Here is a 24,245-nt window from a genome sequence, read left to right on the forward strand (position 1 = left end):
GGCGTCGTGCACAGGCTGTGACAGCGAAAAGCCTCAACCGTTGCTGCAGCCGTTGCCCATCACCTGATAGCTCATAATGTGGCGTGCGCCTTGCGAGTCCTCATACACCATGCGTGCCGGGACCACTTCGCAGACATTGGGGACCTGGCTGATGGAGATAACCCGGGCGATATCCAGATGCGTGCCGTAGGTATATTGCTCGACACGCGCCTGTTGCGCCGCCACTTTGGTCTGCGATTCTTCGGCCATGGCGAAACTGCTGATGCCGCACAGGGCCAGGGCCATTAATAAAGCTTTCATTGTCGTTTACCTTTTTGAAAGTGAGCGCCGTCGCATCACGTTTTTGACGTCATGGGCTCAGGCGGTCTGATGCGTTTTTCGAGTTGGAACAACACTGCGTGGGGGCAGTTGATGTTTGCCTTGTTGGCGGATCGAATTCTATGCCTGTTGCAACAGCGCATATATAAAGACTTTGGATAAGCGCTTTTATCAAAATGGTAATAATCTGACGTACTGCTTCACGCGTGCGGCTTGTCGTCATGGCCCCGGTCCCGCCGGTAAGACCAACGTCGAATGGCCCCTGCGGATGAGGCGGGATACAACAGGGGCATAAAACAACAACTATCCACCGAGGTAACCAAGATGAGTGCAGCTTCCCTGTACCCCGTCCGCCCAGAAGTCGCAGCGACTACGCTGACGGATGAAGCGACCTACAAGGCCATGTACCAGCAGTCGGTGGTCAACCCTGATGGTTTCTGGCGTGAACAGGCTCAGCGCCTCGACTGGATCAAACCTTTCACCGTGGTCAAGCAGACCTCGTTCGATGATCACCGTGTCGATATCAAATGGTTCGCCGATGGCACGCTGAACGTCGCCTATAACTGTCTGGATCGCCATCTGGAAGAGCGCGGCGACAGCATCGCCATCATCTGGGAGGGCGACGACCCTTCCGAGCACCGGGAAATCACCTACCGCGAACTGCACGCCGAAGTGTGCAAGTTCGCCAACGCGCTGCGTGGCCAGGACGTGCACCGTGGCGACGTCGTGACGATCTACATGCCGATGATCCCCGAGGCTGTGGTCGCCATGCTGGCGTGCGCCCGGATCGGTGCGATTCACTCGGTGGTGTTCGGCGGTTTCTCGCCCGAAGCGCTGGCTGGCCGGATCATCGATTGCAGTTCCAAAGTGGTTATCACCGCCGACGAAGGTCTGCGTGGCGGCAAGAAGACTGCGCTCAAGGCCAACGTCGACCGCGCCCTGACCAACCCGGAAACCAGCAGCGTGCAGAAGGTTATCGTCTGCAAGCGCACCGGGGGCGAGATCGAATGGAACCGTCACCGTGATATCTGGTACCACTCGCTTCTGGAAGTGGCGTCCAGCACCTGCGCGCCGAAAGAGATGGGCGCCGAAGAGTCGCTGTTCATTCTCTACACCTCGGGCTCGACCGGCAAACCCAAGGGCGTGTTGCACACCACCGCAGGTTATCTGCTGTATGCGGCGCTGACCCACGAGCGCGTGTTCGACTACAAGCCTGGCGAAATCTACTGGTGCACCGCTGACGTCGGCTGGGTGACCGGGCACAGTTATATTGTCTACGGCCCTCTGGCCAATGGTGCGACCACGCTGCTGTTCGAAGGCGTGCCAAACTATCCGGACATCACCCGTGTGTCGAAAATCATCGACAAGCACAAGGTCAATATTCTCTACACCGCGCCGACCGCGATCCGCGCCATGATGGCTGAAGGCACCAAGTCCGTTGAAGGCGCCGACGGTTCCAGCCTGCGCCTGCTGGGTTCGGTGGGCGAGCCGATCAACCCGGAAGCCTGGGCCTGGTACTACAACACGGTCGGCAAGCAGAACTGCCCGATTGTCGATACCTGGTGGCAGACCGAAACCGGCGGCATCCTGATCAGCCCGTTGCCAGGCGCGACCGCCCTGAAGCCGGGCTCGGCGACACGTCCGTTCTTTGGCGTGATCCCGGCGCTGGTGGACAACCTGGGCAACCTCATCGAGGGTGCTGCCGAGGGTAATCTGGTAATCCTCGATTCGTGGCCGGGCCAGTCGCGCTCGCTGTACGGCGATCACGACCGTTTCGTCGATACGTACTTCAAGACCTTCCGCGGCATGTACTTCACCGGTGACGGTGCCCGTCGTGACGAGGACGGTTATTTCTGGATCACCGGGCGTGTGGATGACGTGCTCAACGTTTCCGGGCACCGCATGGGTACCGCGGAAATCGAAAGCGCGATGGTTGCGCACCCGAAAGTCGCCGAGGCGGCCGTGGTCGGTGTGCCGCATGACCTGAAGGGGCAGGGCATCTACGTCTACGTCACCCTCAACGGCGGTGAAGAACCAAGCGACGCGTTGCGTACCGAATTGCGCAACTGGGTGCGCAAGGAGATCGGCCCGATTGCCTCGCCTGACTTCATTCAGTGGGCGTCGGGCCTGCCGAAGACCCGTTCGGGCAAAATCATGCGCCGTATCCTGCGCAAGATTGCGACTGCCGAGTACGATGCGCTGGGTGACATCTCCACCCTGGCTGACCCGGGCGTGGTGCAGCATCTGATCGACACGCACAAGACCATGAATGCTGCCTGAGCGATCCTGTGACTGAAGCGCCCCGTTCGGTGAGAGCCGAACGGGGCGCTTTTGTTTCAAGTGTCTGACTTGGAAAACGGGATATATATCGGGTTGTTACCGGTCTACACGGTGTTGTCGAACGTTGCTTCGTTGTAGGACACGTCCGAGCTTTCTATGTAAGAAGGTGCGACACCGCAGGGCTTTTAAACCCCCATGTGACACGCTGGGCTTGCCGGATTAAAAGGGTTTGCCAATAATGGGCGCGCTTTTTGCTGTTATGACAGGTTGAGTCTGTGTTGCTGGATCAGCAGATACAGGCCCCGTCAATACCGTGTAGTGGGTTTTCATGCGCTTCTGTAACTAGTTGTCGCATTGAAGAAATATCGACTTCGAGCCTGTCGTTAAAATGCCCCTCATTCGCCGAAGGGCTGTGAGCCGCCTGCGCGGTGTCACGTACCCGGCGTCGCTTTTCCCCGAGGTTGTCCTTTCGCACATTGGGCGCTTGCTCACTTTGCCACTTGTCGTGCTTTACCGATGGAGTCCCTGGAAATGAAAAAGCTCATGCTTATTGGCGCGATGGCGTTGTCCGTGCTCGCCCAGCCGATCTTTGCTGATGAAAAACCACTGAAAATCGGTATCGAAGCGGCTTACCCTCCGTTCGCGTCCAAGGCCCCGGACGGCAGCATCGTCGGCTTTGACTACGACATCGGCAATGCGCTGTGTGAAGAAATGAAGGTCAAGTGCACCTGGGTCGAGCAGGAGTTCGACGGCCTTATCCCGGCGCTGAAAGTGCGCAAGATCGATGCGATCCTGTCGTCGATGTCCATCACTGACGACCGCAAGAAGTCCGTGGACTTCACCGGCAAGTATTACAATTCCCCGGCGCGTCTGGTCATGAAGGACGGCACCACGGTCAGCGACAGCCTGGCAGAACTCAAGGGCAAGAAGATCGGCGTGCAGCGTGGCTCGATCCACGAGCGGTTCGCCCGCGAAGTGCTCGCTCCCAAGGGTGTCGAAGTGACGCCGTACGGTTCGCAGAACGAAATCTACCTGGACATCGGTGCAGGCCGCCTCGACGGTACTGTCGCCGACGCCACGCTGTTGCAGGATGGCTTCCTGAAAACCGACGCTGGCAAAGGCTATGCGTTCGTAGGCCCGTCGTTCGTCGATCCGAAATACTTCGGTGACGGCATCGGCATTGCTGTGCGCAAGGGCGACAAGGCCAACCTTGACCGTCTCAACGCCGCCATCGCCGCGATTCGTGCCAACGGCAAGTACAAGGCCATCCAGGACAAGTATTTCGATTTCGACATCTACGGCAAATAAGTCGTCGTCCTTACCCTGACCAATGGCGCAAACAGAATTGCCTGGATTGCGCCATTTTTATTCCACGCTTGAGGACCGCACATCATGTTGAAAGGTTACGGAGCTGTCATCCTCGAAGGTGCCTGGCTGACGTTGCAGCTGGCCCTGTCGTCGATGGCTCTGGCGATCGTTCTCGGTCTGATCGGCGTGGCGCTGAGGCTGTCTCCGGTACGCTGGATTGCCTGGCTGGGCGATCTGTACAGCACGGTGATTCGTGGCATTCCCGATCTGGTCCTGATTCTGCTGATCTTCTACGGCGGCCAGGACCTGCTCAACCGCGTTGCCCCCCTGCTGGGGTTTGACGACTACATCGACCTTGATCCGTTGATGGCCGGCATCTGCACGCTGGGCTTCATCTTCGGCGCGTATCTCTCGGAAACCTTTCGCGGCGCATTCATGGCCATCCCCAAGGGGCAGGCCGAGGCAGGCATGGCGTATGGCCTGAGCAGTGGCAAGGTGTTCTTCCGCATTCTGGTGCCGCAGATGATTCGTCTGGCGATTCCCGGCTTCACCAACAACTGGCTGGTGCTGACCAAGGCCACCGCGCTGATTTCCGTGGTCGGTCTGCAGGACATGATGTTCAAGGCCAAGCAGGCGGCCGATGCCACCCGCGAGCCTTTCACCTTCTTTCTGGCGGTTGCGGCGATGTACCTGGTGATCACCAGTGTGTCGCTGCTCGCCTTGCGTTACCTCGAAAAACGCTACTCGGTAGGCGTGAGGGCGGCTGACTTATGATCTTTGACTACAACGTGATCTGGGACAGCCTGCCGCTGTACTTCGGCGGCCTGCTGACCACCCTCAAGCTGTTGGCGATTTCGCTCGCGTTCGGGCTGCTGGCGGCATTGCCGCTGGGCCTGATGCGGGTCTCGAAAAACCCCTGGGTGAACATGCCTGCCTGGCTGTATACCTACGTGATTCGCGGCACGCCGATGCTGGTGCAACTGTTCCTGATCTACTACGGGCTGGCCCAGTTCGACGCGGTGCGCGAAAGCTTTTTGTGGCCCTGGCTGTCCAGCGCTACCTTTTGTGCCTGCCTGGCGTTCACCATCAACACCAGCGCCTACACGGCGGAGATCATCGCCGGCAGCCTCAAGGCAACACCGGCCGGTGAAATCGAGGCCGCGCGGGCCATGGGCATGTCGAAAGCCAAGATGTACCGGCGCATTCTGCTGCCCTCGGCCTTGCGCCGGGCGCTGCCGCAGTACAGTAACGAGGTCATGATGATGCTGCAGACTACCAGCCTGGCGTCCATCGTGACCCTGATCGACATCACCGGCGCGGCGCGTACGGTCAATGCGCAGTTCTACCTGCCTTTCGAGGCTTATATCACCGCAGGCGTTTTCTATCTGGGCCTGACATTCATTCTGGTGCGGCTGTTCAAGATCGCCGAACGTCGCTGGCTGGGCTACCTCGCCCCACGGAAGGTCTGAAATGCAAAGAACCGATCATGTATTGCCGTGGAGTACCCTCGGCACCGAACGCACGCTGAGTGTCTTTCGCTTCGGCACCGGTGAGCGCAAGGCGTACATTCAGGCCAGCCTGCATGCCGACGAACTGCCCGGCATGCGCACAGCCTGGGAGCTGAAAAAGCGTCTGACCGAACTTGAGCAGCAAGGCCTTCTCAAAGGTGTCGTCGAACTGGTGCCGGTGGCCAATCCACTGGGCCTGGGGCAGTTGCTGCAAGGCGCGCATCAGGGCCGTTTCGAGTTCGGCAGTGGCAAGAACTTCAATCGTGACTTCACCGAGCTGAGCGAACCGGTCGCCGAGTTGCTGGAAGGACAGTTGGGCGATGACCCGCGTGCCAACACCCGGCTGATTCGTCAGGCAATGAGCGCTGCGCTCGAGGCTCTGCCTGCGCCGCAGAGCGAACTGCAAGGCATGCAACGCATCCTGCTCAGTCATGCCTGTGTCGCTGATGTGGTGCTCGATCTGCACTGTGATGCCGATGCCGCGCTGCACATGTACGCCTTGCCGCAGCACTGGCCACAATGGCGTTCGCTGTCGGCGCATCTGAATATCCAGGTGGCGCTGCTTGCCGAAGATTCCGGTGGCAGCTCCTTCGATGAGGCCTGCTCGCTGCCGTGGCTGCGTCTTTCGCGGATTTTCCCGCAGGCGCAGATCCCGCTGGCCTGCCTCGCGACCACTCTTGAGCTGGGCGGTCAGGCCGACACCGGCAAGCCGCAGGCACTCGCGCACGCCGAGGGTATTCTGGCGTTCCTCGCCGAACAGGGTTTTATCAGCGGCGACTGGCCGCAGCCGACGCACGAAGCCTGCGAGGGCTTGCCGTTCGAAGGCACCGAATTGCTCTATGCGCCGCACCCTGGCGTGGTGACGTACCTGCGCGCTGCAGGCGACAGGGTCGAGGTGGGCGATCCGCTGTTCGAAGTGATCGACCCACTGTCCGATCAGGTCAGTACCATTTGTGCGAATACTGCCGGGGTGTTGTTCGCCATCGAGCGGCTTCGTTACGCTCAACCCGGTTTCTGGCTGGCCAAGGTGGCGGGGCGCACGGCGCTGCGTCACGGACGTCTGCTCAGTGATTGACCGTTCTGTGGAAACCCAAAGCATGAACAAACTGGAAGTGCAGGATCTGCACAAGCGCTATGGCAGTCACGAAGTGATCAAGGGCGTGTCCCTGACCGCAAAAGCCGGCGATGTCATCAGCATCATTGGCTCCAGCGGCTCGGGCAAAAGCACCTTTCTGCGCTGCATCAACCTGCTCGAACAGCCCCATGCCGGCAAGATCCTGCTCAACAACGAAGAGTTGAAGCTGGTGCCGAACAAGGACGGCGGCCTGAAGGCTGCCGACGCCAAACAGTTGCAGCGCATGCGCTCGCGTCTGTCGATGGTGTTTCAGCACTTCAATCTGTGGTCGCACATGACTGCACTGCAGAACATCATCGAAGCGCCGGTCCATGTGTTGGGTGTGTCGAAAAAGGAAGCGCTGGAGAAGGCCGAGCACTATCTGGCCAAAGTCGGCGTGTCCCATCGCAAGGACGCTTACCCTGGGCACATGTCCGGCGGTGAGCAGCAGCGCGTGGCGATTGCCCGCGCACTGGCGATGGAGCCCGAGGTGATGCTGTTCGATGAGCCGACCTCGGCGCTGGACCCGGAACTGGTCGGTGACGTGCTCAAGGTCATGCAGGGCCTGGCTCAGGAAGGCCGCACCATGGTGGTGGTGACTCACGAAATGGGTTTTGCCCGTGAGGTCTCCAATCAGCTGGTTTTCCTGCATCAGGGCGTTGTTCTGGAGCGTGGCGATCCGCGCGAAGTGCTGGCCAATCCGCAGACCGAGCGTTTGCAGCAATTCCTGTCCGGCAGCCTGAAGTGACGATCGGCAGCGCATGACGATGCCTTTTTATGCCAGAACAGGGCATGCTGCGCGACGCGCGACACGACCTGGATGTTCCAGACCGAGCTATCTTTCCAGACTCGGCTTTTGCGGCGATACGTATCGGATGTCCCAATGACTGCCCATCGAATAGGTTTCCTCGTCTGGCCTGGCACCAAAGCCCTGACCCTGGCACTGGCCGAGGAAGCCTTGCGCGTTGCGCAGCGCGTTCATCCCGAAGTGGTCTATGAACTGTCGTTCCTGCAGGCCGAGGCCGCGGAGCCTTCGGCGGTTGCCGGCGCGTGGCAGTTGCCGGGTGAGCCCTGGGCGGGGCGGCTGGAAGGCTTTCAGAAGCTGTTTTTACTGGCTGACGAGCCTCCTGCAGGTGTGGCCCCGGCGCTGGGCAGCGCGCTCAAGCAACTGGTGCGTGCCGGTTGTTCGATTGGCGGGCTGTCGGCGGGCGTCTATCCGCTTGCGCAACTGGGCCTGCTGGATGGCTACCGGGCCGCTGTGCACTGGCGCTGGCAGGACGACTTCGCCGAGCGCTTCCCCAAGGTCATCGCCACCAGCCATTTGTTCGATTGGGACCGGGATCGCCTGACTGCCTGTGGTGGCATGTCGGTGCTCGACCTACTGCTGGCGGTGCTGTCCCGTGATCATGGGGCCGAACTGGCCGGGGCGGTTTCCGAGGAGCTGGTGGTCGAGCGCATTCGCGAAGGCGGCGAGCGTCAGCGCATTCCGCTGCAGAACCGTCTGGGCTCCAGCCATCCCAAGCTGACCCAAGCGGTACTGTTGATGGAGGCCAACATCGAAGAGCCGTTGACCACCGACGAAATCGCCCAGCACGTGTGCGTGTCTCGTCGTCAATTGGAACGGATCTTCAAGCAGTACCTTAACCGTGTGCCCAGTCAGTATTATCTGGAGCTGCGCTTGAACAAGGCGCGCCAGATGCTGATGCAGACCAGCAAGTCGATCATTCAGATCGGCCTTTCGTGCGGTTTTTCCTCGGGGCCGCACTTCTCCAGCGCTTACCGCAATTTCTTCGGTGCCACGCCGCGTGAAGACCGCAATCAGCGACGCAGCAGCAGCCCGTTCGAACTTTCCCCTGTGCCTGCCGAACGCGGTTGATTGCCTTGTCGCGATAGAAGTGCTGCCGCGACAGCTCTGGTCCAGACAGGCCAGCCTCAATCCGTTTAAACTGCGCCTTTGTGACGCAAATTGTCGCATTGCCGAAAACCTTGAAAAAACCCGGTTTTGCGCTGTAACAAGTTGTCGCCTGGCGGCAAGGCCGAACACAATTCAGTCCTTACAATCTTTCCATCGCTCGCCAGTTTCAGGCAGGCGTTCCTCATCAGGAGACTCCGATGTCCGTTGAGCATGCTGCGGTGCAACGCGCCGATTTCGACCAGGTAATGGTCCCCAATTACGCCCCGGCCGGGTTCATCCCCGTGCGCGGTGCGGGCTCCCGGGTCTGGGATCAGGCGGGGCGCGAACTGGTGGATTTCTCGGGCGGGATCGCCGTCAACGTATTGGGCCACTGCCACCCGGCGCTGGTCGGTGCCTTGACCGAGCAGGCCAATAACCTCTGGCATGTGTCCAACGTCTTCACCAACGAGCCGACCCTGCGTCTGGCGAAAAAACTGGTGGATGCGACGTTCGCCGAGCGCGTGTTCTTCTGTAACTCCGGTGCTGAAGCCAACGAAGCCGCTTTCAAGCTGGCGCGTCGTGTGGCGCATGATCAGTACGGCCCGGAAAAGTACGAAATCATCGCGGCCCTGAACAGTTTTCATGGCCGTACCCTGTTCACTGTCAGCGTGGGTGGGCAGCCGAAGTACTCCGATGGTTTCGGGCCGAAGATCACCGGCATCAGCCATGTGCCGTACAACGACCTCGACGCACTGAAGGCCGCCGTTACCGACAAGACCTGTGCCGTGGTGTTGGAGCCGATCCAGGGCGAGGGCGGTGTGCTGCCGGGTCAGCTTGAGTACCTGCAAGGTGCGCGCAAGCTGTGTGACGAGCACAACGCGCTGCTGGTGTTCGATGAAGTGCAGAGCGGCATGGGCCGTAGCGGCCATCTGTTCGCCTACATGCATTACGGCGTGACCCCGGACATCCTTTCCAGCGCCAAGAGCATCGGCGGCGGCTTCCCGCTGGCGGCCATGCTCACCACTGAAAAGCTCGCCAAGCACTTTGCGGTCGGCGTCCATGGCACCACCTATGGCGGTAACCCGCTGGCTTGCGCGGTCGGTGAAGCGGTCATCGATGTCGTCAATACGCCTGAAGTGCTGGCTGGCGTGCAGCGCAAGCATCAACAGTTCAAGACCCGTCTGGAAAGCATCGGCCAGCAGTACGGCGTGTTCAGCGAAGTGCGCGGTCTGGGCTTGCTGATCGGTTGCGTGTTATCCGATGCCTGGAAAGGCAAGGCCAAGGACATCTTCAATGCGGCCGAGGCCCAGGACCTGATGATTCTGCAGGCCGGCCCTGACGTGATTCGTTTCGCGCCGAGCCTGGTGATTGAAGACGCAGACATCGAAGAGGGCCTGAACCGCTTCGAACGCGCCATCGCCAAACTGACATCCTGACTCGATTGCAACCTTGCGGTGCCCGCCTGATGGCGGGTGCCGAACCTGTTTCCTGCGCCATGCGGCCTGACGCCGCGTGGTGCTCTTACTAGCGCCGGTCGTAAAGGCTGGTCGATCTACAAGGAGTGGCACCATGCTGGTAATGCGCCCTGCGCAAATGGCTGACCTGGCCGAGGTTCAACGCCTCGCTGCCGACAGCCCTATCGGTGTCACGTCCTTGCCCGACGATGCTGGCCGCCTGACCGACAAGATCGGCTCGTCGGAGGCGTCGTTTGCCGCCGAGGTCAGCTTCAACGGCGAAGAAACCTACTTCTTCGTGCTCGAAGACAGCGAAAGCGGCAAGCTGGTGGGCTGCTCGGGCATCGTGGCCTCGGCGGGCTATTCCGAGCCGTTCTACAGTTTCCGCAACGAAACCTTCGTGCATGCTTCCCGTGAGCTGAAGATCCATAACAAGATTCACGTGCTGTCGCAGTGTCATGACCTGACCGGCAACAGTCTGCTGACCAGTTTCTACGTGGTCCCGGAGCTGGTCGGCACGGCATGGTCGGAGCTCAATTCGCGCGGCCGTCTGCTGTTTGTCGCCAGTCACCCCGAGCGCTTTGCCGATTCGGTGGTGACCGAGATCGTCGGTTACAGCGATGAGCAGGGCGACTCACCATTCTGGGATGCCATCGGGCGCAACTTCTTCGATATCAATTACGCCGCTGCCGAACGCCTGTGCGGGCTGAAAAGCCGGACCTTCCTCGCTGAGCTGATGCCGCATTACCCGATCTACGTGCCACTGCTGCCCGACGCGGCGCAGGAAGCCATGGGGCAGGTGCATCCGCGCGCGCAGATCACCTTCGACATCCTGATGCGCGAAGGTTTTGAAACCGATCACTACATCGACATTTTCGACGGTGGACCGACGCTGCACGCGCGGGTATCCGGGATCCGTTCGATTGCCCAGAGCCGTCTGGTTCCGGTCAAGGTCGAGCCCGGGCAAACCAGCGATGTCGGCAAGGGCGGGCGTCTGTATCTGATCGCCAATGGCCTGTTGCAGGACTACCGCGCGGTGCTCCTGGAGCTGGACTGGGCGCCCGGCAGGCCGGTGGTGCTGAGCCTCCTGGCTGCCGATGCCCTGGGTGTTGGTGAAGGTGCCAGTGTGCGGATCGTCGCGGTCTGAACCGGACGTTCGATAGCTGATTAGCGAGTTTCAAGGCTCTTGATGAGCCGCTGAGGAGATAACATGATCGTTCGTCCTGTACGCAGCAGCGACCTGCCCGCGTTGATCGAGCTGGCGCGCAGCACCGGCGCCGGTCTGACGACCCTGCCCGCCAATGAGCAGCGTCTGGCGCACCGGGTAGGCTGGGCCGAAAAGACCTTTCGCGGCGAAGCCGAGCGCGGCGACGCCGATTACCTGTTCGTGCTGGAAGATGATGACGGCCGGGTGGTGGGCATTTCCGCCATCGCCGGAGCGGTCGGTCTGCGCGAGCCCTGGTACAACTACCGGGTTGGTCTGACCGTCAGTGCTTCACAGGAGCTGAACATCTACCGGGAAATTCCGACCCTGTTCCTGGCCAACGACCTGACCGGCAATTCCGAGCTGTGCTCGCTGTTCCTGCACAGCGATTCGCGCACCGGCCTCAACGGCCGCCTGCTGTCCAAGGCGCGCATGCTGTTCATCGCCGAATTCCCCAGGCTGTTCGGCAACAAGATCATTGCCGAAATGCGCGGCATGTCAGATGAGCAGGGCCGTTCGCCGTTCTGGGAAAGCCTGGGGCGGCACTTCTTCAAGATGGAATTCAGCCAGGCCGATTACCTGACCGGCGTGGGCAACAAGGCATTCATCGCTGAACTGATGCCCAAATTTCCGTTGTACAGCTGCTTTCTTTCCGAAGACGCACGCAACGTGATCGGTCGGGTGCACGCCGACACCGAGCCTGCGCTGACCATGCTCAAGAGCGAGGGCTTTTCGTATCAGGGTTATGTCGACATCTTCGATGCCGGCCCGGCCATCGAGTGCGAGACCGGCAAGATTCGCGCAATCAAGGACAGCCAGGCGCTGGTGCTGGCCATCGGCACGCCCGGTGACGATGCTCCACAGTTCCTGATCTACAACCGCAAGCGTGAAGACTGCCGCGTGACCGTAGGCGCTGCGCGTTTTGCCGCTGGCACGCTGGTCGTCGCTCCGCAAACCGCCAGGCGGCTGCGCATGAGTGCCGGCGACAACGTACGCGCGGTGCCCTTGTCTGCGGCGCGGGAGGGCGTTTGATGAATAGCCTTTACATCGCAGGTGCCTGGCAGGAAGGGCAGGGTGAGCTGGTCAAGTCGCTGAACCCCGTGACTCAGCAGGTGCTGTGGTCCGGGCGTGGCGCGAGCTCCGCGCAGGTTGAGCAAGCGGTGCAGGCGGCGCGTCAGGCATTTCCCGGCTGGGCGCTGCTGTCTCTGGATCAGCGCATCGCGGTACTGGAAGCCTTCGCTGCACGTCTCAAGCATCATGCCGACGCGCTGGCGCACTGCATCGGTGAAGAAACCGGCAAACCGTTGTGGGAGTCGGCGACCGAAGTGACCAGCATGGTCAACAAGATCGCCATCTCGGTGCAGAGCTATCGCGAACGAACCGGCGAAAAGAGCGGGCCACTGGGCGACGCCACTGCGGTACTGCGCCACAAGCCGCATGGCGTGGTCGCTGTGTTCGGCCCGTACAACTTTCCGGGGCATCTGCCCAACGGCCATATCGTCCCGGCCTTGCTGGCGGGCAACGTGGTGCTGTTCAAACCCAGCGAGCTGACACCGAAAGTCGCTGAGCTGACCGTCAACTGCTGGATCGAAGCCGGGCTGCCTGCCGGTGTCCTGAACCTGCTGCAGGGCGGTCGCGAAACCGGTATCGCGCTGGCGGCCAATCCGGGCATCGACGGCCTATTCTTCACCGGGTCGAGCCGGACCGGCAATGCGCTGCACCAGCAGTTCGCCGGTCGGCCGGACAAGATTCTTGCGCTGGAAATGGGCGGTAACAATCCGTTGATCGTCGATCAGGTTCAGGACATTGATGCAGCGGTGTACACCATCATTCAGTCGGCCTTTATTTCCGCCGGCCAGCGCTGCACCTGTGCGCGTCGTCTGCTGGTGCCCGAAGGCGACTGGGGGGATGCCTTGCTGGCACGACTGGTTGGCGTCAGCGCGACTATCGAAGCCGGGGCGTTCGATCAACAGCCTGCGCCGTTCATGGGCTCGGTGATTTCGCTGGAGGCCGCACGTGCCTTGCTCGACGCGCAGCGCGAGCTGCTCGCCAACGGCGCGCTGACTCTGTTGGAAATGCGCCAGCCGCAGCCCGGCGCCGCGCTGCTGACGCCGGGCATTATCGATGTCAGCGCGGTGCCGGATCGACCCGACGAAGAGCTGTTCGGCCCGCTGCTGCAGGTCATTCGCTACGCCGGTTTTGACGCCGCCATCGCCGAAGCCAACGCCACCCGTTATGGCCTGGCCGCAGGTTTGCTCTCGGACTCCGAAGCGCGTTATCAGCAGTTCTGGCTGCACAGCCGTGCCGGTATCGTCAACTGGAACAAGCCGTTGACCGGAGCCGCCAGCAGCGCTCCGTTCGGCGGGGTCGGTGCCTCTGGCAACCACCGCGCCAGCGCCTATTACGCGGCCGATTATTGCGCCTATCCGGTGGCTTCGCTGGAGGCGGGCAGCCTGACGCTGCCTGCGACACTGACCCCCGGTATCAGGCTGAGCTGACAGTGCGCACGATTGCTTATAAAAACAGATCCACGGAGCCTTGCCGATGAAGTCCTGTGAAGTGAATTTTGACGGTCTGGTCGGGCCAACCCACAACTACGGCGGGTTGTCCTACGGTAACGTTGCCTCCCAGAGTAACAGCCAGCAAAGCGCTAACCCGCGTGAGGCGGCGCTGCAAGGCCTGGCAAAAATGAAGGCGCTGATGGACCTGGGTTTTACCCAAGGCGTGCTGGCACCGCAGGAACGTCCTGATGTGTCCGGCCTTCGCCGTCTGGGCTTCACCGGCAGCGATGAGCAGGTGATTGAAAAGGCGGCCCGTCAGGACATGCCGCTGCTGGTCGCCAGTTGCTCGGCATCCAGCATGTGGGTGGCCAACGCGGCCACGGTCAGCCCCAGTGCCGACACTGCCGATCGGCGCGTGCATTTCACGGCGGCCAACCTCAACTGCAAATACCACCGCAGCATCGAGCATCCGACCACCACTCGCGTGCTGGGCGCCATGTTCGCCGATGCAAAGCATTTCGCTCATCACCCTGCGTTACCGGCTGTCGCGCAGTTTGGCGATGAAGGCGCTGCCAACCACACCCGTTTCTGTCGTGATTACGGCGAGGCTGGGGTCGAGTTTTTTGTGTTCGGCCGCAGTGCGTTCGACACGCGCTACCCGGCGCCGCAGAAGTACCCGGCCCGTCAGACCCTGGAGGCGTCACGCGCCGTTGCGCGGCTGCACGGCCTGAGCGAGGCCGGCGTGGTCTATAGTCAGCAGAACCCGGCGGTCATTGATCAGGGTGTGTTCCATAACGATGTGATTGCGGTCGGCAACGGTGAGGTCTTGTTCTATCACCAGGACGCATTCCTCAATACCGAGCCGATGCTCGATGAGCTGCGCGACAAACTCAGTCGTGTCGGCGGGCAGTTGCGGGCGATTTGCGTACCGCGTGCCGAGGTCTCGGTTCAGGATGCCGTGCGCTCCTATCTGTTCAATAGCCAGCTGTTGTCGCGGGCCGATGGCTCGATGCTGCTGATCGTGCCGCAGGAATGCCAGGCTAATGCGAGCGTCTGGGCTTACCTGCAACGGCTGATTGCCGATGACAGCCCGGTTGCCGAGGTCAAGGTGTTCGACCTCAAGCAAAGCATGCAGAACGGCGGAGGTCCGGCCTGTCTGCGCTTGCGTGTGGCACTCAATGACACCGAGCTGGCGGCGGTGAATCCGGGGGTGATCATGACCGCGCCGTTATACGAAACGTTGACGCAGTGGGTCGACAGGCACTACCGGGACCGCATGAGTGAAAGCGATCTGGCCGACCCCCGATTGCTCAACGAATGTCGCACGGCATTGGATGAACTGACGCAAATCCTTAAACTGGGCGCGGTTTATCCGTTTCAACTGAATTGAAGCACCCTGCGCGTCGGGCAATTGTCCTGCGCACTATTTCATTTATAGAGAGCATTCCTACATGAGCGACGCCCTGCAACTGATCCTTGAAGACACTGATGGCACCCAGCTGGAAACGTCCTGCACCCGCGTTGCCGTCATCTGGCAGGGCAAGGAATTGTGGATTCAGCAGGATGGCCGTGGCCAGTTGCTGATCGGCGTTGACGTCGAAGAAGACGACGCCGAATACGCCAACCTGCTGCTGCGTCCGCTGGCGACCAACCTGGTCAGCCTGCAACTGGAAATGGAGCCAGCCGACATGGGTGTCGAGGAAGACGGTCACGTTCACGGCCCTGACTGCAACCACTAAGGAAGCGCGCCATGCTCGCCCTCGGCAAACTGCTTGAACTGACCCTGGCTGGACGTGAGCCAGCGGAGAAGACTCAACTGACCGTCGAAGGCGTGCGCATGCGCTGGATGGGCGAGGGCGCGCTGGAAGTCCGCCCGCCAGAAGTTCGTGACAATGGCACCGATCTGCTGCTGTCTGCCGGTATCCATGGCAACGAGACGGCACCCATCGAGCTGCTGGATGAACTGATCCGCAGCATCGCGCGCGGCGACCTGAAACCGCGCGCACGTATTCTGTTCCTGTTCGGCAATCCCGACGCCATGCGACGCGGGACGCGTTTTGTCGAGCAGGATGTCAATCGGCTGTTCAATGGCCGGCACGAGCAAAGTGGTGGCGCCGAGGCCTTGCGCGCTTGCGAGCTGGAGCGACTGGCAGCCACTTTCTTCAGCCTGCCGGACCGCTACCGCCTGCATTACGACCTGCACACGGCCATTCGTGGCTCGACGATCGAGCAATTCGCGCTGTACCCGTGGAAGGAAGGACGTAATCATTCGCGGCTTGAACTGGCCCGGCTGCGGGCTGCGGGTATGAGTGCGGTGTTGCTGCAAAACAAGCCGTCCATTGTGTTCAGCGCCTACACCTACGATCAGTTGGGTGCCGAGGCCTTCACTCTGGAACTGGGCAAGGCGCGGCCGTTCGGGCAGAACCAGCAGGTCAATCTTGGGCCACTGCGCTTGTGTCTCGAGCAGCTCATCGAGGGCACCGAGCCTGAGCGGGATGACGATCTTGAAGGGTTGCAGCTGTTCAGCGTGGCGCGGGAAGTGATCAAGCGTACCGATGCGTTCACGTTCAATCTGGCCGATGACGTCGAGAACTTCTCGCCGCTTGAAAAAGGCTACGTGCTGGCCGAAGACGCGGGTGGTTCACGCTGGGTAGTGGAAGAGGAGGGTGCGAGGATCATCTTCCCCAACCCCAGGGTCAAAAACGGCCTGCGGGCTGGGATTCTGATCGTACCCACTGATGCGGATAGCCTCGGCTGATCGCCCGGCACCCTCAAGACCGGACGCAGAGCGTCCAGAACGGCATTCCCACGCTGAAGCGTGAGGAACGGTAGGTGTCCGGGAGAACACCTACCGATGCTTCGTCTTAGCAGGCCGCTTTCTGCTGTGCATCCAGACGGCGCAGACTGCGTACCTTGTTCAGGGTGTCAGCGCAGGTCTTGGCCGCTTCTTCGCCCTTGTGCACGAAGTGATCGAAGAAGAACTTCTGATGCTCTTCGCCTGCATGGAAATGATGCGGTGTCAGGACCACGGAGAACACCGGTACTTCGGTTTCCAGTTGGACCTGCATCAATGCGCTGACCACTGACTGCGCGACGAACTCGTGACGATAGATGCCTCCGTCCACTACCAGTGCGGCGCCGACGATGCCAGCGTAGCGGCCGGTATTGGCCAGCAGTTTTGCATGCAGCGGGATTTCAAAGGCGCCGCCCACTTCAAAGATGTCGATATCGCTTTCGGCATAGCCCTGATTGGCCATCTCGGCGATAAACCCTTTACGGCTCTGGTCGACGATATCCTTGTGCCAGCAGGCCTGGATGAACGCGACACGCTCGTTTGCGTGGCTTTTGCTTTTGCTGTCGATTGCAGTTGGTTGCACGTGTTCTGACTCCTGTTTATGGAAAAAACAGGGCATTTGGATCGAAAGGGATTCAAGCTGCGTAGGAAAGCCTCCTGAACGATGTCGTTCATGGATAGGTTTTACAGACGTTCTTGCTGACACCAATCCCGCTCTCTCTTCATCCGGACTATGACCGTCGGCCCCGGAATCACACCGGGTCTGCTGACCTTGCAGATAGCAGCCAAAGCCGCGATCCCCAAGCGCTCGCGGGCTAGACGCATTGCGCATCATTACCGCCGGTGGGGAATTGCACCCCGCCCTGAGAACGTTGCCGTCACTTTACGTGGCCGGCGCGAGATTTTTATCATAGTTCGCTGGATCATGCATGGACACTTTCGTACGGTACACCTACCTTTTTCTTATAAGGGCACGGAGTATCGAGAGCGGCGGTGCTTGATTATCATGTACCGCGGCCTCAGTAATGCCTTGTTGCAAGCCAAAGGTTGCATGCATTATCGATCTTCAACTTCAGGGAGCTTTTTCGTGACTGTCATCGATCTGCGCAGCGACACAGTGACTCTGCCTACGGCCGGCATGCTCGATGCCATGGCACGTGCGCCCGTTGGCGATGACGTCTACGGTGAGGACCCTACGGTCAATCTGCTCGAAGCAACGCTCGCCAGGCGTCTCGGGTTCGACGCCGCGCTGTTCGTGCCGTCGGGCACCATGAGCAATCTGCTGGCGCTGATGGCGCACTGTGAACGCGGCGATGAGTACATCGTCGGCCAGCAGGCCCACACCTATAAGTACGAAGGTGGCGGTGCGGCAGTGCTGGGCTCCATTCAGCCGCAGCCACTGGAGGTACAGGCCGACGGTTCTCTGGACCTGCAGCAGGTGCTCGACGCCATCAAACCCGATGACTTTCACTTCGCCCGCACGCGCCTGCTGGCTCTGGAAAACACCATGCAGGGCAAAGTGCTGCCCTTGGACTACCTGGCTGCCGCGCGTACCCTGACCCTGGAAAAGGGGCTCGCTCTCCACCTGGACGGCGCACGGCTGTACAACGCTTCGGTCAGGCTGGGTGTCGATGTTCGCGAGATTACCCGGCACTTCGATTCTGTTTCGGTCTGCCTCTCCAAGGGGCTGGGCGCGCCGATCGGCTCGGTGCTCTGCGGTTCGCACCCGTTGATCGCCAAGGCCCGCCGCTTGCGCAAGATGCTGGGCGGTGGCATGCGTCAGGCTGGAGGGCTGGCTGCGGCAGGGCTCTACGCGCTGGATCATCAGGTCGAGCGGTTGGCGGATGACCATGCCAACGCGGCGTTTCTGGCTGAAGGCCTGAGCGGGCTCGGCTACGCTGTCGAGCCGGTACAGACCAATATGGTCTATGTGCCGATCGGCGAGCGCGCGGCATCGCTCAAGGCGTTCTGCGCCGAGCGGGGCATCGTACTCACGGCCGCACCGCGGCTGCGTATGGTGACCCACATGAACGTGTCGCGCGCTCAGATCGAACAGGTCATCGCCGCATTCGCAGCCTTTGAACACTCATGACATGCCGATAATCCAGTTACTTGTTTCTATCGCACAAACACACTGTACCGAGGGCGCAACGCCTATATAATGCGGCCCTTTGCCGTCGCTACGTCATTTGACGTTTTGCACTTGCCTCTGGCCGCAGTCTCCGTGGAAGAACCTATGAAAAGCGCAGAAATCCGTGAAGCCTTCCTTGGCTTCTTCGAAGAGCAAGGCCACACTCGTGTCGCTTCAAGCTCCTTGATTCCGGGCAACGACCCAACCCTGCTGTTCACCAACGCAGGCATGAACCAGTTCAAGGATTGCTTCCTGGGCCAGGAAAAGCGCGCCTACACCCGCGCCGTTACCAGTCAGAAATGCGTGCGTGCCGGTGGCAAGCACAACGACCTGGAAAACGTCGGCTATACCGCCCGTCACCATACTTTTTTCGAGATGCTGGGCAACTTCAGCTTCGGTGACTATTTCAAGCGTGATGCCATCACCTACGCCTGGACGTTCCTGACCTCCGAAAAATGGCTCAACCTGCCCAAGGAAAAACTCTGGGTCACGGTGTACGCCACTGACGATGAAGCCTATGACATCTGGACCAAGGAGATCGGCGTGCCAGCCGAGCGCATGGTTCGCATTGGCGACAACAAAGGCGCACCGTACGCCTCCGATAACTTCTGGACCATGGGCGATACCGGCCCGTGCGGTCCTTGCAGCGAGATTTTCTTCGACCACGGCCCGGAAATCTGGGGTGGCCCGCCAGGCTCGCCGGAAGAAGACGGCGACCGTTACATCGAAATCTGGAACAACGTATTCATGCAGTTCAACCGGACTGCAGATGGTGTGCTGCACCCGCTGCCAGCGCCTTCGGTCGATACCGGCATGGGCCTGGAGCGTGTCAGTGCGGTTCTGCAGCACGTGCACTCCAACTACGAAATCGATCTGTTCCAGAGCCTGCTGGCTGCGTCTGCCAAGGCCATTGGTTGCAGCAATGACAACCAGGCTTCGCTGAAGGTCGTGGCTGACCACATTCGCTCGTGCGGCTTCCTGATCGCCGACGGCGTGCTGCCGTCCAATGAAGGTCGCGGTTATGTGCTGCGCCGCATCATTCGTCGCGCCTGCCGTCACGGCAACAAGCTGGGTGCCAAGGGCAGCTTCTTCTACCAGATCGTTGCCGCGCTGGTTGCCGAGATGGGGTCTGCGTTCCCTGAGCTGGTGCAGCAGCAGTCGCACATCGAACGCGTACTCAAAGGCGAAGAAGAGCAGTTCGCCAAGACCCTCGAGCAAGGTCTGAAAATTCTCGAACAGGATCTGGCCGACCTCAAAGGCACCGTGGTTCCGGGCGAAGTGGTGTTCAAGCTGTACGATACCTATGGCTTCCCGATGGACCTGACAGGCGACATCGCCCGTGAGCGTAATCTGACCCTGGACGAAGCAGGCTTCGAGCGTGAAATGGACGCCCAGCGCGTGCGCGCCCGTTCGGCCAGTTCGTTCGGCATGGATTACAACAGCCTGGTCAAGGTCGATGTGGCCACCCAGTTCACCGGTTACTCGGCGACCACTGGCAGCGCCAGCGTCGTGGCCCTCTATAAGGAAGGCCAGTCGGTTTCTCACCTGAATGAAGGTGAAGAGGGCGTGGTAATTCTCGACGTCACTCCGTTCTACGCCGAGTCGGGCGGTCAGATCGGTGACAGTGGTTTCCTGCAGGCCGGTGACGCGCGCTTTGACGTCAGTGATACCACCAAGACCGGCGGCGCCTTCCTGCACCACGGCGTTGTGGCGTCCGGCAGCCTGAGCGTTGGCGCGCAGGTTGAAACACAAGTGGCTGATGAAGTTCGCGATGCAACCAAATTGAACCATTCGGCCACTCACTTGCTGCATGCCGCATTGCGTCAGGTGCTGGGTGAGCACGTTCAGCAGAAAGGCTCGCTGGTCGACAGTCAGCGTCTGCGCTTCGACTTCAGCCACTTCGAAGCGATCAAGGCCGAGCAACTGCGCGCGCTGGAAGATATCGTCAACGCCGAGATTCGCAAGAACACCGAGGTCATGACCGAAGAAACCGATATCGACACGGCGAAGAAGAAGGGCGCCATGGCGCTGTTCGGCGAGAAGTACGGCGACAGCGTTCGCGTACTGAGCATGGGCGGCGAGTTTTCCGTCGAGCTGTGTGGTGGCATTCACGCCAGCCGCACCGGTGACATCGCGCTGTTCAAGATCGTCAGTGAAGGCGGTGTCGCAGCAGGCGTGCGCCGTATCGAGGCCGTCACCGGCGCTGCGGCCCTGGCCTGGCTGAATTCGGCCGAAGATCAACTCAAGGAAGCCGCGACGCTGGTCAAAGGCAATCGCGACAACCTGCTGGACAAGCTGACGGCGGTGATTGAACGCAACCGTCTGCTGGAAAAACAACTGGAACAACTGCAAGCCAAGGCAGCCAGTGCCGCCGGTGACGACCTGTCATCAGCTGCGCTGGATGTCAAAGGGGTCAAGGTTCTGGCCACGCGCCTGGATGGTCAGGACGGCAAGGCGTTGTTGGCGCTTGTCGATCAGTTGAAGAACAAGCTCGGCCGCGCAGTGATCCTGCTCGGCAGTGTTCATGAGGACAAGGTTGTCTTGGTCGCAGGCGTGACCAAGGACCTGACTGGCCAACTCAAAGCCGGTGATTTGATGAAGCAGGCAGCTGCCGCCGTAGGTGGTAAAGGTGGTGGCCGTCCTGATATGGCTCAAGGCGGTGGTGTCGATGCCGGTGCGCTGGATTCAGCGCTGGCACTGGCCGTTCCTTTTGTAGAGCAGGGTATCTGAGTCGGGTCAGCAGGCCTGCCGCACACCGGCAGGCCTTACTTGGACTCGAATGTTAATGGGTGCTCTTAACGGGATTTGAGGCGGCTTTGAGATGGCTTTAATCGTACAGAAATTTGGCGGCACCTCCGTGGGCTCTGTAGAGCGCATCGAGCAGGTGGCCGACAAGGTCAAGAAATTCCGTGAGGCGGGTGACGACCTGGTGGTCGTGCTGTCGGCCATGAGCGGTGAAACCAATCGTCTGATCGAGTTGGCCAGGCAGATCAGTGATCAGCCGGTTCCCCGTGAGCTGGATGTCATTGTCTCCACGGGCGAGCAGGTGACCATCGCGCTGCTGGCGATGGCCTTGATGAAGCGTGGCGTTCCGGCGGTGTCCTACACCGGCAATCAGGTGCGTATCCTCACCGACAGCGCGCACAACAAAGCGCGCATCCTGCAGATCGACGACCAGAAGATCCGCTCCGACCTGAAAGCGGGTCGTGTGGTGGTGGTCGCCGGTTTCCAGGGTGTCGACGAACACGGCAACATCACGACCCTCGGGCGTGGTGGCTCGGACACGACCGGTGTTGCCCTGGCGGCGGCGCTGAAAGCGGACGAGTGCCAGATCTACACCGACGTCGATGGCGTCTACACCACTGATCCACGCGTCGTGTCGCAGGCCCAGCGTCTCGACAAGATCACCTTCGAAGAGATGCTGGAAATGGCCAGCCTCGGTTCCAAGGTGCTGCAGATCCGTGCGGTCGAATTCGCCGGCAAATACAATGTCCCGCTGCGCGTTCTGCACAGCTTCAAAGAGGGGCCGGGCACCCTTATTACAATCGATGAAGAGGAATCCATGGAACAGCCGATCATTTCCGGCATCGCCTTCAACCGCGATGAAGCCAAGCTGACCATCCGTGGTGTGCCAGACACCCCCGGCGTGGCGTTCAAGATTCTCGGCCCGATCAGCGCGGCCAATATCGAAGTGGACATGATCGTGCAGAACGTCTCGCACGATAACACCACCGATTTCACCTTCACGATCCATCGCAACGACTATCAGGCGGCCTTGCAGGTGCTTGAGGCTACCGCGCGTGAAATCAGCGCGCGTGAGGTTTCCGGCGATACCAAGATCGCCAAGGTGTCCATCGTCGGCGTTGGTATGCGCTCGCATGCCGGCGTTGCCAGTCGTATGTTCGAAGCGCTGGCCAAGGAGAGCATCAATATCCAGATGATCTCCACATCGGAAATCAAGGTTTCCGTGGTCATCGAAGAGAAATACCTGGAGTTGGCTGTGCGCGCACTGCACACGGCCTTTGAGCTGGATGCTCCGCGGCAGGGCGAATGACCCTGTCATCGAAGGGCGCGGCGTGACCGCGTCTTTCGGGTGCTGCGCAGAAGGGCTTTTGTTTTCTTTGCGTTAGTCGATATACAGGTAGTGGTTATGGCGTTTTGCTACTGTCACTGCCTATAGGTTTGCAGACTGTTGTCCCTGAATAAAGGCGTAAGGAGAAAAGTATGCTGATTCTGACTCGTCGGTGCGCGGAAAGCCTGATCATTGGAGATGGTGAGATCACCGTCACCGTGCTCGGAGTGAAGGGTAATCAGGTGCGTATTGGTGTCAATGCGCCCAAGGAAGTCGCGGTTCATCGTGAAGAGATTTACCTGCGTATCAAGAAAGAGAAGGACGAAGAACCAAGCCATTAATTTTTATTGAATTTTTGGTTTGCAAACGGGGAAAAGGGTGGTTATTATACGCCCCGTGTTGCGGAGAGCTGGCCGAGTGGCCGAAGGCGCTCCCCTGCTAAGGGAGTACACCTCAAAAGGGTGTCGGGGGTTCGAATCCCCCGTTCTCCGCCATTATTTATGTAGTGCGTAAGATTGGGCTTGATCTGTAAGTTGTTGAATTTACTAGAAAAAGTGCTTGACTAAACAATTTTACGACCTATAATGCGCGGCACCAACACATGCACTCGTAGCTCAGCTGGATAGAGTACTCGGCTACGAACCGAGCGGTCACAGGTTCGAATCCTGTCGAGTGCACCATTTAAAGTTGTTTGAAGTGTTGTAAGTAATTACAAGGTTTCCGATAACTGGCTCCAACCAGAGGTGATCTGGTCTAAAAACACCAATGCACTCGTAGCTCAGCTGGATAGAGTACTCGGCTACGAACCGAGCGGTCACAGGTTCGAATCCTGTCGAGTGCACCATACAAACGAAAAGCCCACATCGAAAGATGTGGGCTTTTTGCTTTCTAGCGTTTTCCTTTAACGCATCCGTTCTCGTCAAATGTCACCTTATTGCTGCGGCCTTTTTTCTGGTTGTACACGTAATGCAATTCTCCATTGCGGTTAGTAACTTTGTCGGGGCGTCCCAGCAGGCTCTCGACATCACGCTGCGTCATACCGGGAGGGGTGCGCTGGTTGATGATCGCAGCCCGGCGCTGTTCGGCGCTCAAGCGGTTTCCACAGCCATCATCGCGTGTGCCGACCACGACCAGTGTCTGATCTGCCGGTTTTCCACGCGCGGTTTGCGCAGTGTTGGCGGGCGGCATCACATCGATACGGGTTCCCGGTGGTGCGTTGAAGGCTCTCTGCAGGCGGGTACTGTGCCCATCCGGGCAGCCGAGGGTGGTAAACGTAATCTTTCCGGATGCATCCTCGCAGCGATGAACGTTGCTGGCGGTTGCAGCGGCAGGAAGGCAGAGCAGGGCGCTCCACAGCAGCAGATGATTTTCAGGTCGCATGCTCAAGGTCCTCCGTGACAGGTGTCGGCAAAGGCTAACTGCGGTCTTTGAAAGGGGCGAGCGTGTTTTATTGGCTGAATGTGACGTCGAACCCTGGCTGGCTTACGGAGTTGTGCAGGTTTGCGCTGCAAACGGTTGTTATGAGCTGAATTTTCTCGCGTGCGCTTCGCTCAAAGCGGTGTATCATTGCGCCCGTCAGCTCCGCCGGGGCTTGTGGAACACCTCCATGGACATACCCAGTCGTTACTCGATAATGTTTTTCAACAATCATGAATTAACTGATTGAT

21 protein-coding genes, 3 tRNA genes and 1 riboswitch are annotated in these 24,245 nt (G+C 59.9%); of the genes, 21 read left to right on the forward strand and 3 right to left on the reverse strand.

Annotation, left to right across the window (positions count from 1 at the left end):
• Positions 1-33: 33 nt before the first annotated feature.
• Positions 34-300, reverse strand: a complete 267-nt coding sequence (locus tag LCH65_RS05135) for a DUF2790 domain-containing protein (protein ID WP_058397100.1) — start codon at positions 298-300, stop codon at positions 34-36.
• A gap of 342 nt (positions 301-642) precedes the next feature.
• Between LCH65_RS05135 and acs the strand changes: the two genes are divergently transcribed.
• The 14 genes from acs (at position 643) to astE (ending at position 16,339) form a co-directional block, all read left to right on the forward strand.
• Positions 643-2,598: an acetate--CoA ligase gene (gene acs / locus LCH65_RS05140; RefSeq protein ID WP_226439206.1), complete on the forward strand. Its 1,956-nt coding sequence runs from the start codon at positions 643-645 to the stop codon at positions 2,596-2,598.
• Positions 2,599-3,129: 531 nt separating this feature from the next.
• Complete coding sequence (locus LCH65_RS05145; protein ID WP_003434548.1) at positions 3,130-3,906, forward strand: ABC transporter substrate-binding protein; 777 nt, start codon at positions 3,130-3,132, stop codon at positions 3,904-3,906.
• 84 nt (positions 3,907-3,990) lie between these two features.
• Complete coding sequence (locus LCH65_RS05150) at positions 3,991-4,680, forward strand: ABC transporter permease (RefSeq protein WP_003369874.1); 690 nt, start codon at positions 3,991-3,993, stop codon at positions 4,678-4,680.
• Positions 4,677-5,375, forward strand: coding sequence for an ABC transporter permease (locus LCH65_RS05155; RefSeq protein WP_226439207.1), 699 nt, complete (start codon positions 4,677-4,679; stop codon positions 5,373-5,375). The genes LCH65_RS05150 and LCH65_RS05155 overlap by 4 nt, the downstream gene beginning before the upstream one ends.
• A 1-nt stretch (position 5,376) precedes the next feature.
• Entirely contained in the window at positions 5,377-6,489 is a 1,113-nt protein-coding gene (locus tag LCH65_RS05160) for a succinylglutamate desuccinylase/aspartoacylase family protein (RefSeq protein WP_003434558.1), read from the forward strand.
• 22 nt (positions 6,490-6,511) lie between these two features.
• Positions 6,512-7,276 carry an ATP-binding cassette domain-containing protein gene (locus tag LCH65_RS05165; protein WP_003434561.1) on the forward strand — a complete coding sequence of 255 codons (765 nt, stop codon included), beginning with the start codon at positions 6,512-6,514 and terminating at the stop codon, positions 7,274-7,276.
• 135 nt (positions 7,277-7,411) lie between these two features.
• Complete coding sequence (gene argR, locus LCH65_RS05170) at positions 7,412-8,404, forward strand: transcriptional regulator ArgR (protein WP_003434564.1); 993 nt, start codon at positions 7,412-7,414, stop codon at positions 8,402-8,404.
• Between the two features lie 236 nt (positions 8,405-8,640).
• Positions 8,641-9,858, forward strand: a complete 1,218-nt coding sequence (locus LCH65_RS05175; protein ID WP_004416903.1) for an aspartate aminotransferase family protein — start codon at positions 8,641-8,643, stop codon at positions 9,856-9,858.
• A 133-nt stretch (positions 9,859-9,991) separates the two neighbouring features.
• Positions 9,992-11,023 (forward strand): arginine/ornithine succinyltransferase subunit alpha, encoded by a 1,032-nt coding sequence (gene aruF / locus LCH65_RS05180; protein ID WP_226439208.1) that lies wholly within the window; start codon positions 9,992-9,994, stop codon positions 11,021-11,023.
• A gap of 63 nt (positions 11,024-11,086) precedes the next feature.
• A complete protein-coding gene (astA, locus tag LCH65_RS05185) occupies positions 11,087-12,112 on the forward strand; it encodes an arginine N-succinyltransferase (RefSeq protein ID WP_044309931.1) in 1,026 nt (341 codons plus the stop codon).
• Complete coding sequence (gene astD / locus LCH65_RS05190; protein WP_226439209.1) at positions 12,109-13,578, forward strand: succinylglutamate-semialdehyde dehydrogenase; 1,470 nt, start codon at positions 12,109-12,111, stop codon at positions 13,576-13,578. Before astA ends, astD begins: the two co-directional genes overlap by 4 nt.
• A gap of 46 nt (positions 13,579-13,624) precedes the next feature.
• Positions 13,625-14,971, forward strand: coding sequence for an N-succinylarginine dihydrolase (gene astB, locus LCH65_RS05195; RefSeq protein WP_003434576.1), 1,347 nt, complete (start codon positions 13,625-13,627; stop codon positions 14,969-14,971).
• 61 nt (positions 14,972-15,032) lie between these two features.
• The gene (locus LCH65_RS05200) at positions 15,033-15,320 is read left to right on the forward strand and encodes a hypothetical protein (protein ID WP_003314741.1); all 288 of its coding nucleotides are present in this window, start codon (positions 15,033-15,035) and stop codon (positions 15,318-15,320) included.
• Positions 15,321-15,331: 11 nt separating this feature from the next.
• A complete protein-coding gene (astE, locus tag LCH65_RS05205; RefSeq protein ID WP_003434579.1) occupies positions 15,332-16,339 on the forward strand; it encodes a succinylglutamate desuccinylase in 1,008 nt (335 codons plus the stop codon).
• Between the two features lie 106 nt (positions 16,340-16,445).
• Here astE and LCH65_RS05210 read toward each other — a convergent pair whose 3' ends face one another.
• On the reverse strand, positions 16,446-16,958 hold the full coding sequence (locus LCH65_RS05210) for a 6,7-dimethyl-8-ribityllumazine synthase (RefSeq protein ID WP_003369893.1): 513 nt from the start codon (positions 16,956-16,958) through the stop codon (positions 16,446-16,448).
• Positions 16,959-17,084: 126 nt separating this feature from the next.
• A riboswitch (FMN riboswitch) is annotated at positions 17,085-17,250 on the reverse strand.
• 212 nt (positions 17,251-17,462) lie between these two features.
• Here LCH65_RS05210 and ltaE point away from each other — a divergent pair.
• From ltaE to LCH65_RS05245, 7 genes are all read left to right on the forward strand, one after another.
• Entirely contained in the window at positions 17,463-18,467 is a 1,005-nt protein-coding gene (gene ltaE, locus LCH65_RS05215; protein ID WP_058417443.1) for a low-specificity L-threonine aldolase, read from the forward strand.
• A 144-nt stretch (positions 18,468-18,611) separates the two neighbouring features.
• Entirely contained in the window at positions 18,612-21,236 is a 2,625-nt protein-coding gene (alaS, locus tag LCH65_RS05220) for an alanine--tRNA ligase (RefSeq protein WP_003434584.1), read from the forward strand.
• A 91-nt stretch (positions 21,237-21,327) separates the two neighbouring features.
• The gene (locus LCH65_RS05225; RefSeq protein ID WP_003369901.1) at positions 21,328-22,560 is read left to right on the forward strand and encodes an aspartate kinase; all 1,233 of its coding nucleotides are present in this window, start codon (positions 21,328-21,330) and stop codon (positions 22,558-22,560) included.
• Between the two features lie 170 nt (positions 22,561-22,730).
• Complete coding sequence (gene csrA, locus LCH65_RS05230; protein WP_002554426.1) at positions 22,731-22,919, forward strand: carbon storage regulator CsrA; 189 nt, start codon at positions 22,731-22,733, stop codon at positions 22,917-22,919.
• Between the two features lie 62 nt (positions 22,920-22,981).
• Positions 22,982-23,072, forward strand: a tRNA-Ser gene (locus LCH65_RS05235).
• A gap of 109 nt (positions 23,073-23,181) precedes the next feature.
• Positions 23,182-23,258 (forward strand) — tRNA-Arg (locus LCH65_RS05240).
• A gap of 87 nt (positions 23,259-23,345) precedes the next feature.
• Positions 23,346-23,422 (forward strand) — tRNA-Arg (locus tag LCH65_RS05245).
• 44 nt (positions 23,423-23,466) lie between these two features.
• On the opposite strand, the gene bamE is transcribed toward LCH65_RS05245, so the two are convergent.
• Entirely contained in the window at positions 23,467-23,958 is a 492-nt protein-coding gene (bamE, locus tag LCH65_RS05250) for an outer membrane protein assembly factor BamE (RefSeq protein WP_003369903.1), read from the reverse strand.
• Positions 23,959-24,245 lie beyond the last annotated feature (287 nt).

This window comes from Pseudomonas sp. MWU16-30316 (assembly GCF_020515645.1).
In the GTDB taxonomy this organism is placed as follows: Bacteria; Pseudomonadota; Gammaproteobacteria; order Pseudomonadales; family Pseudomonadaceae; genus Aquipseudomonas; species Aquipseudomonas cerasi.

Coding starts and splice junctions, on each gene's coding strand:
- bamE (WP_003369903.1), bottom strand. CDS start 23,958: ATGCGACCTGAAAATCATCTGCTGCTGTGGAGCGCCCTGCTCTGCCTT.
- alaS (WP_003434584.1), top strand. CDS start 18,612: ATGAAAAGCGCAGAAATCCGTGAAGCCTTCCTTGGCTTCTTCGAAGAG.
- astA (WP_044309931.1), top strand. CDS start 11,087: ATGATCGTTCGTCCTGTACGCAGCAGCGACCTGCCCGCGTTGATCGAG.
- csrA (WP_002554426.1), top strand. CDS start 22,731: ATGCTGATTCTGACTCGTCGGTGCGCGGAAAGCCTGATCATTGGAGAT.
- aruF (WP_226439208.1), top strand. CDS start 9,992: ATGCTGGTAATGCGCCCTGCGCAAATGGCTGACCTGGCCGAGGTTCAA.
- LCH65_RS05155 (WP_226439207.1), top strand. CDS start 4,677: ATGATCTTTGACTACAACGTGATCTGGGACAGCCTGCCGCTGTACTTC.
- acs (WP_226439206.1), top strand. CDS start 643: ATGAGTGCAGCTTCCCTGTACCCCGTCCGCCCAGAAGTCGCAGCGACT.
- LCH65_RS05135 (WP_058397100.1), bottom strand. CDS start 300: ATGAAAGCTTTATTAATGGCCCTGGCCCTGTGCGGCATCAGCAGTTTC.
- LCH65_RS05145 (WP_003434548.1), top strand. CDS start 3,130: ATGAAAAAGCTCATGCTTATTGGCGCGATGGCGTTGTCCGTGCTCGCC.
- astE (WP_003434579.1), top strand. CDS start 15,332: ATGCTCGCCCTCGGCAAACTGCTTGAACTGACCCTGGCTGGACGTGAG.
- LCH65_RS05225 (WP_003369901.1), top strand. CDS start 21,328: ATGGCTTTAATCGTACAGAAATTTGGCGGCACCTCCGTGGGCTCTGTA.
- LCH65_RS05175 (WP_004416903.1), top strand. CDS start 8,641: ATGTCCGTTGAGCATGCTGCGGTGCAACGCGCCGATTTCGACCAGGTA.
- LCH65_RS05165 (WP_003434561.1), top strand. CDS start 6,512: ATGAACAAACTGGAAGTGCAGGATCTGCACAAGCGCTATGGCAGTCAC.
- LCH65_RS05160 (WP_003434558.1), top strand. CDS start 5,377: ATGCAAAGAACCGATCATGTATTGCCGTGGAGTACCCTCGGCACCGAA.
- argR (WP_003434564.1), top strand. CDS start 7,412: ATGACTGCCCATCGAATAGGTTTCCTCGTCTGGCCTGGCACCAAAGCC.
- LCH65_RS05200 (WP_003314741.1), top strand. CDS start 15,033: ATGAGCGACGCCCTGCAACTGATCCTTGAAGACACTGATGGCACCCAG.
- astB (WP_003434576.1), top strand. CDS start 13,625: ATGAAGTCCTGTGAAGTGAATTTTGACGGTCTGGTCGGGCCAACCCAC.
- LCH65_RS05150 (WP_003369874.1), top strand. CDS start 3,991: ATGTTGAAAGGTTACGGAGCTGTCATCCTCGAAGGTGCCTGGCTGACG.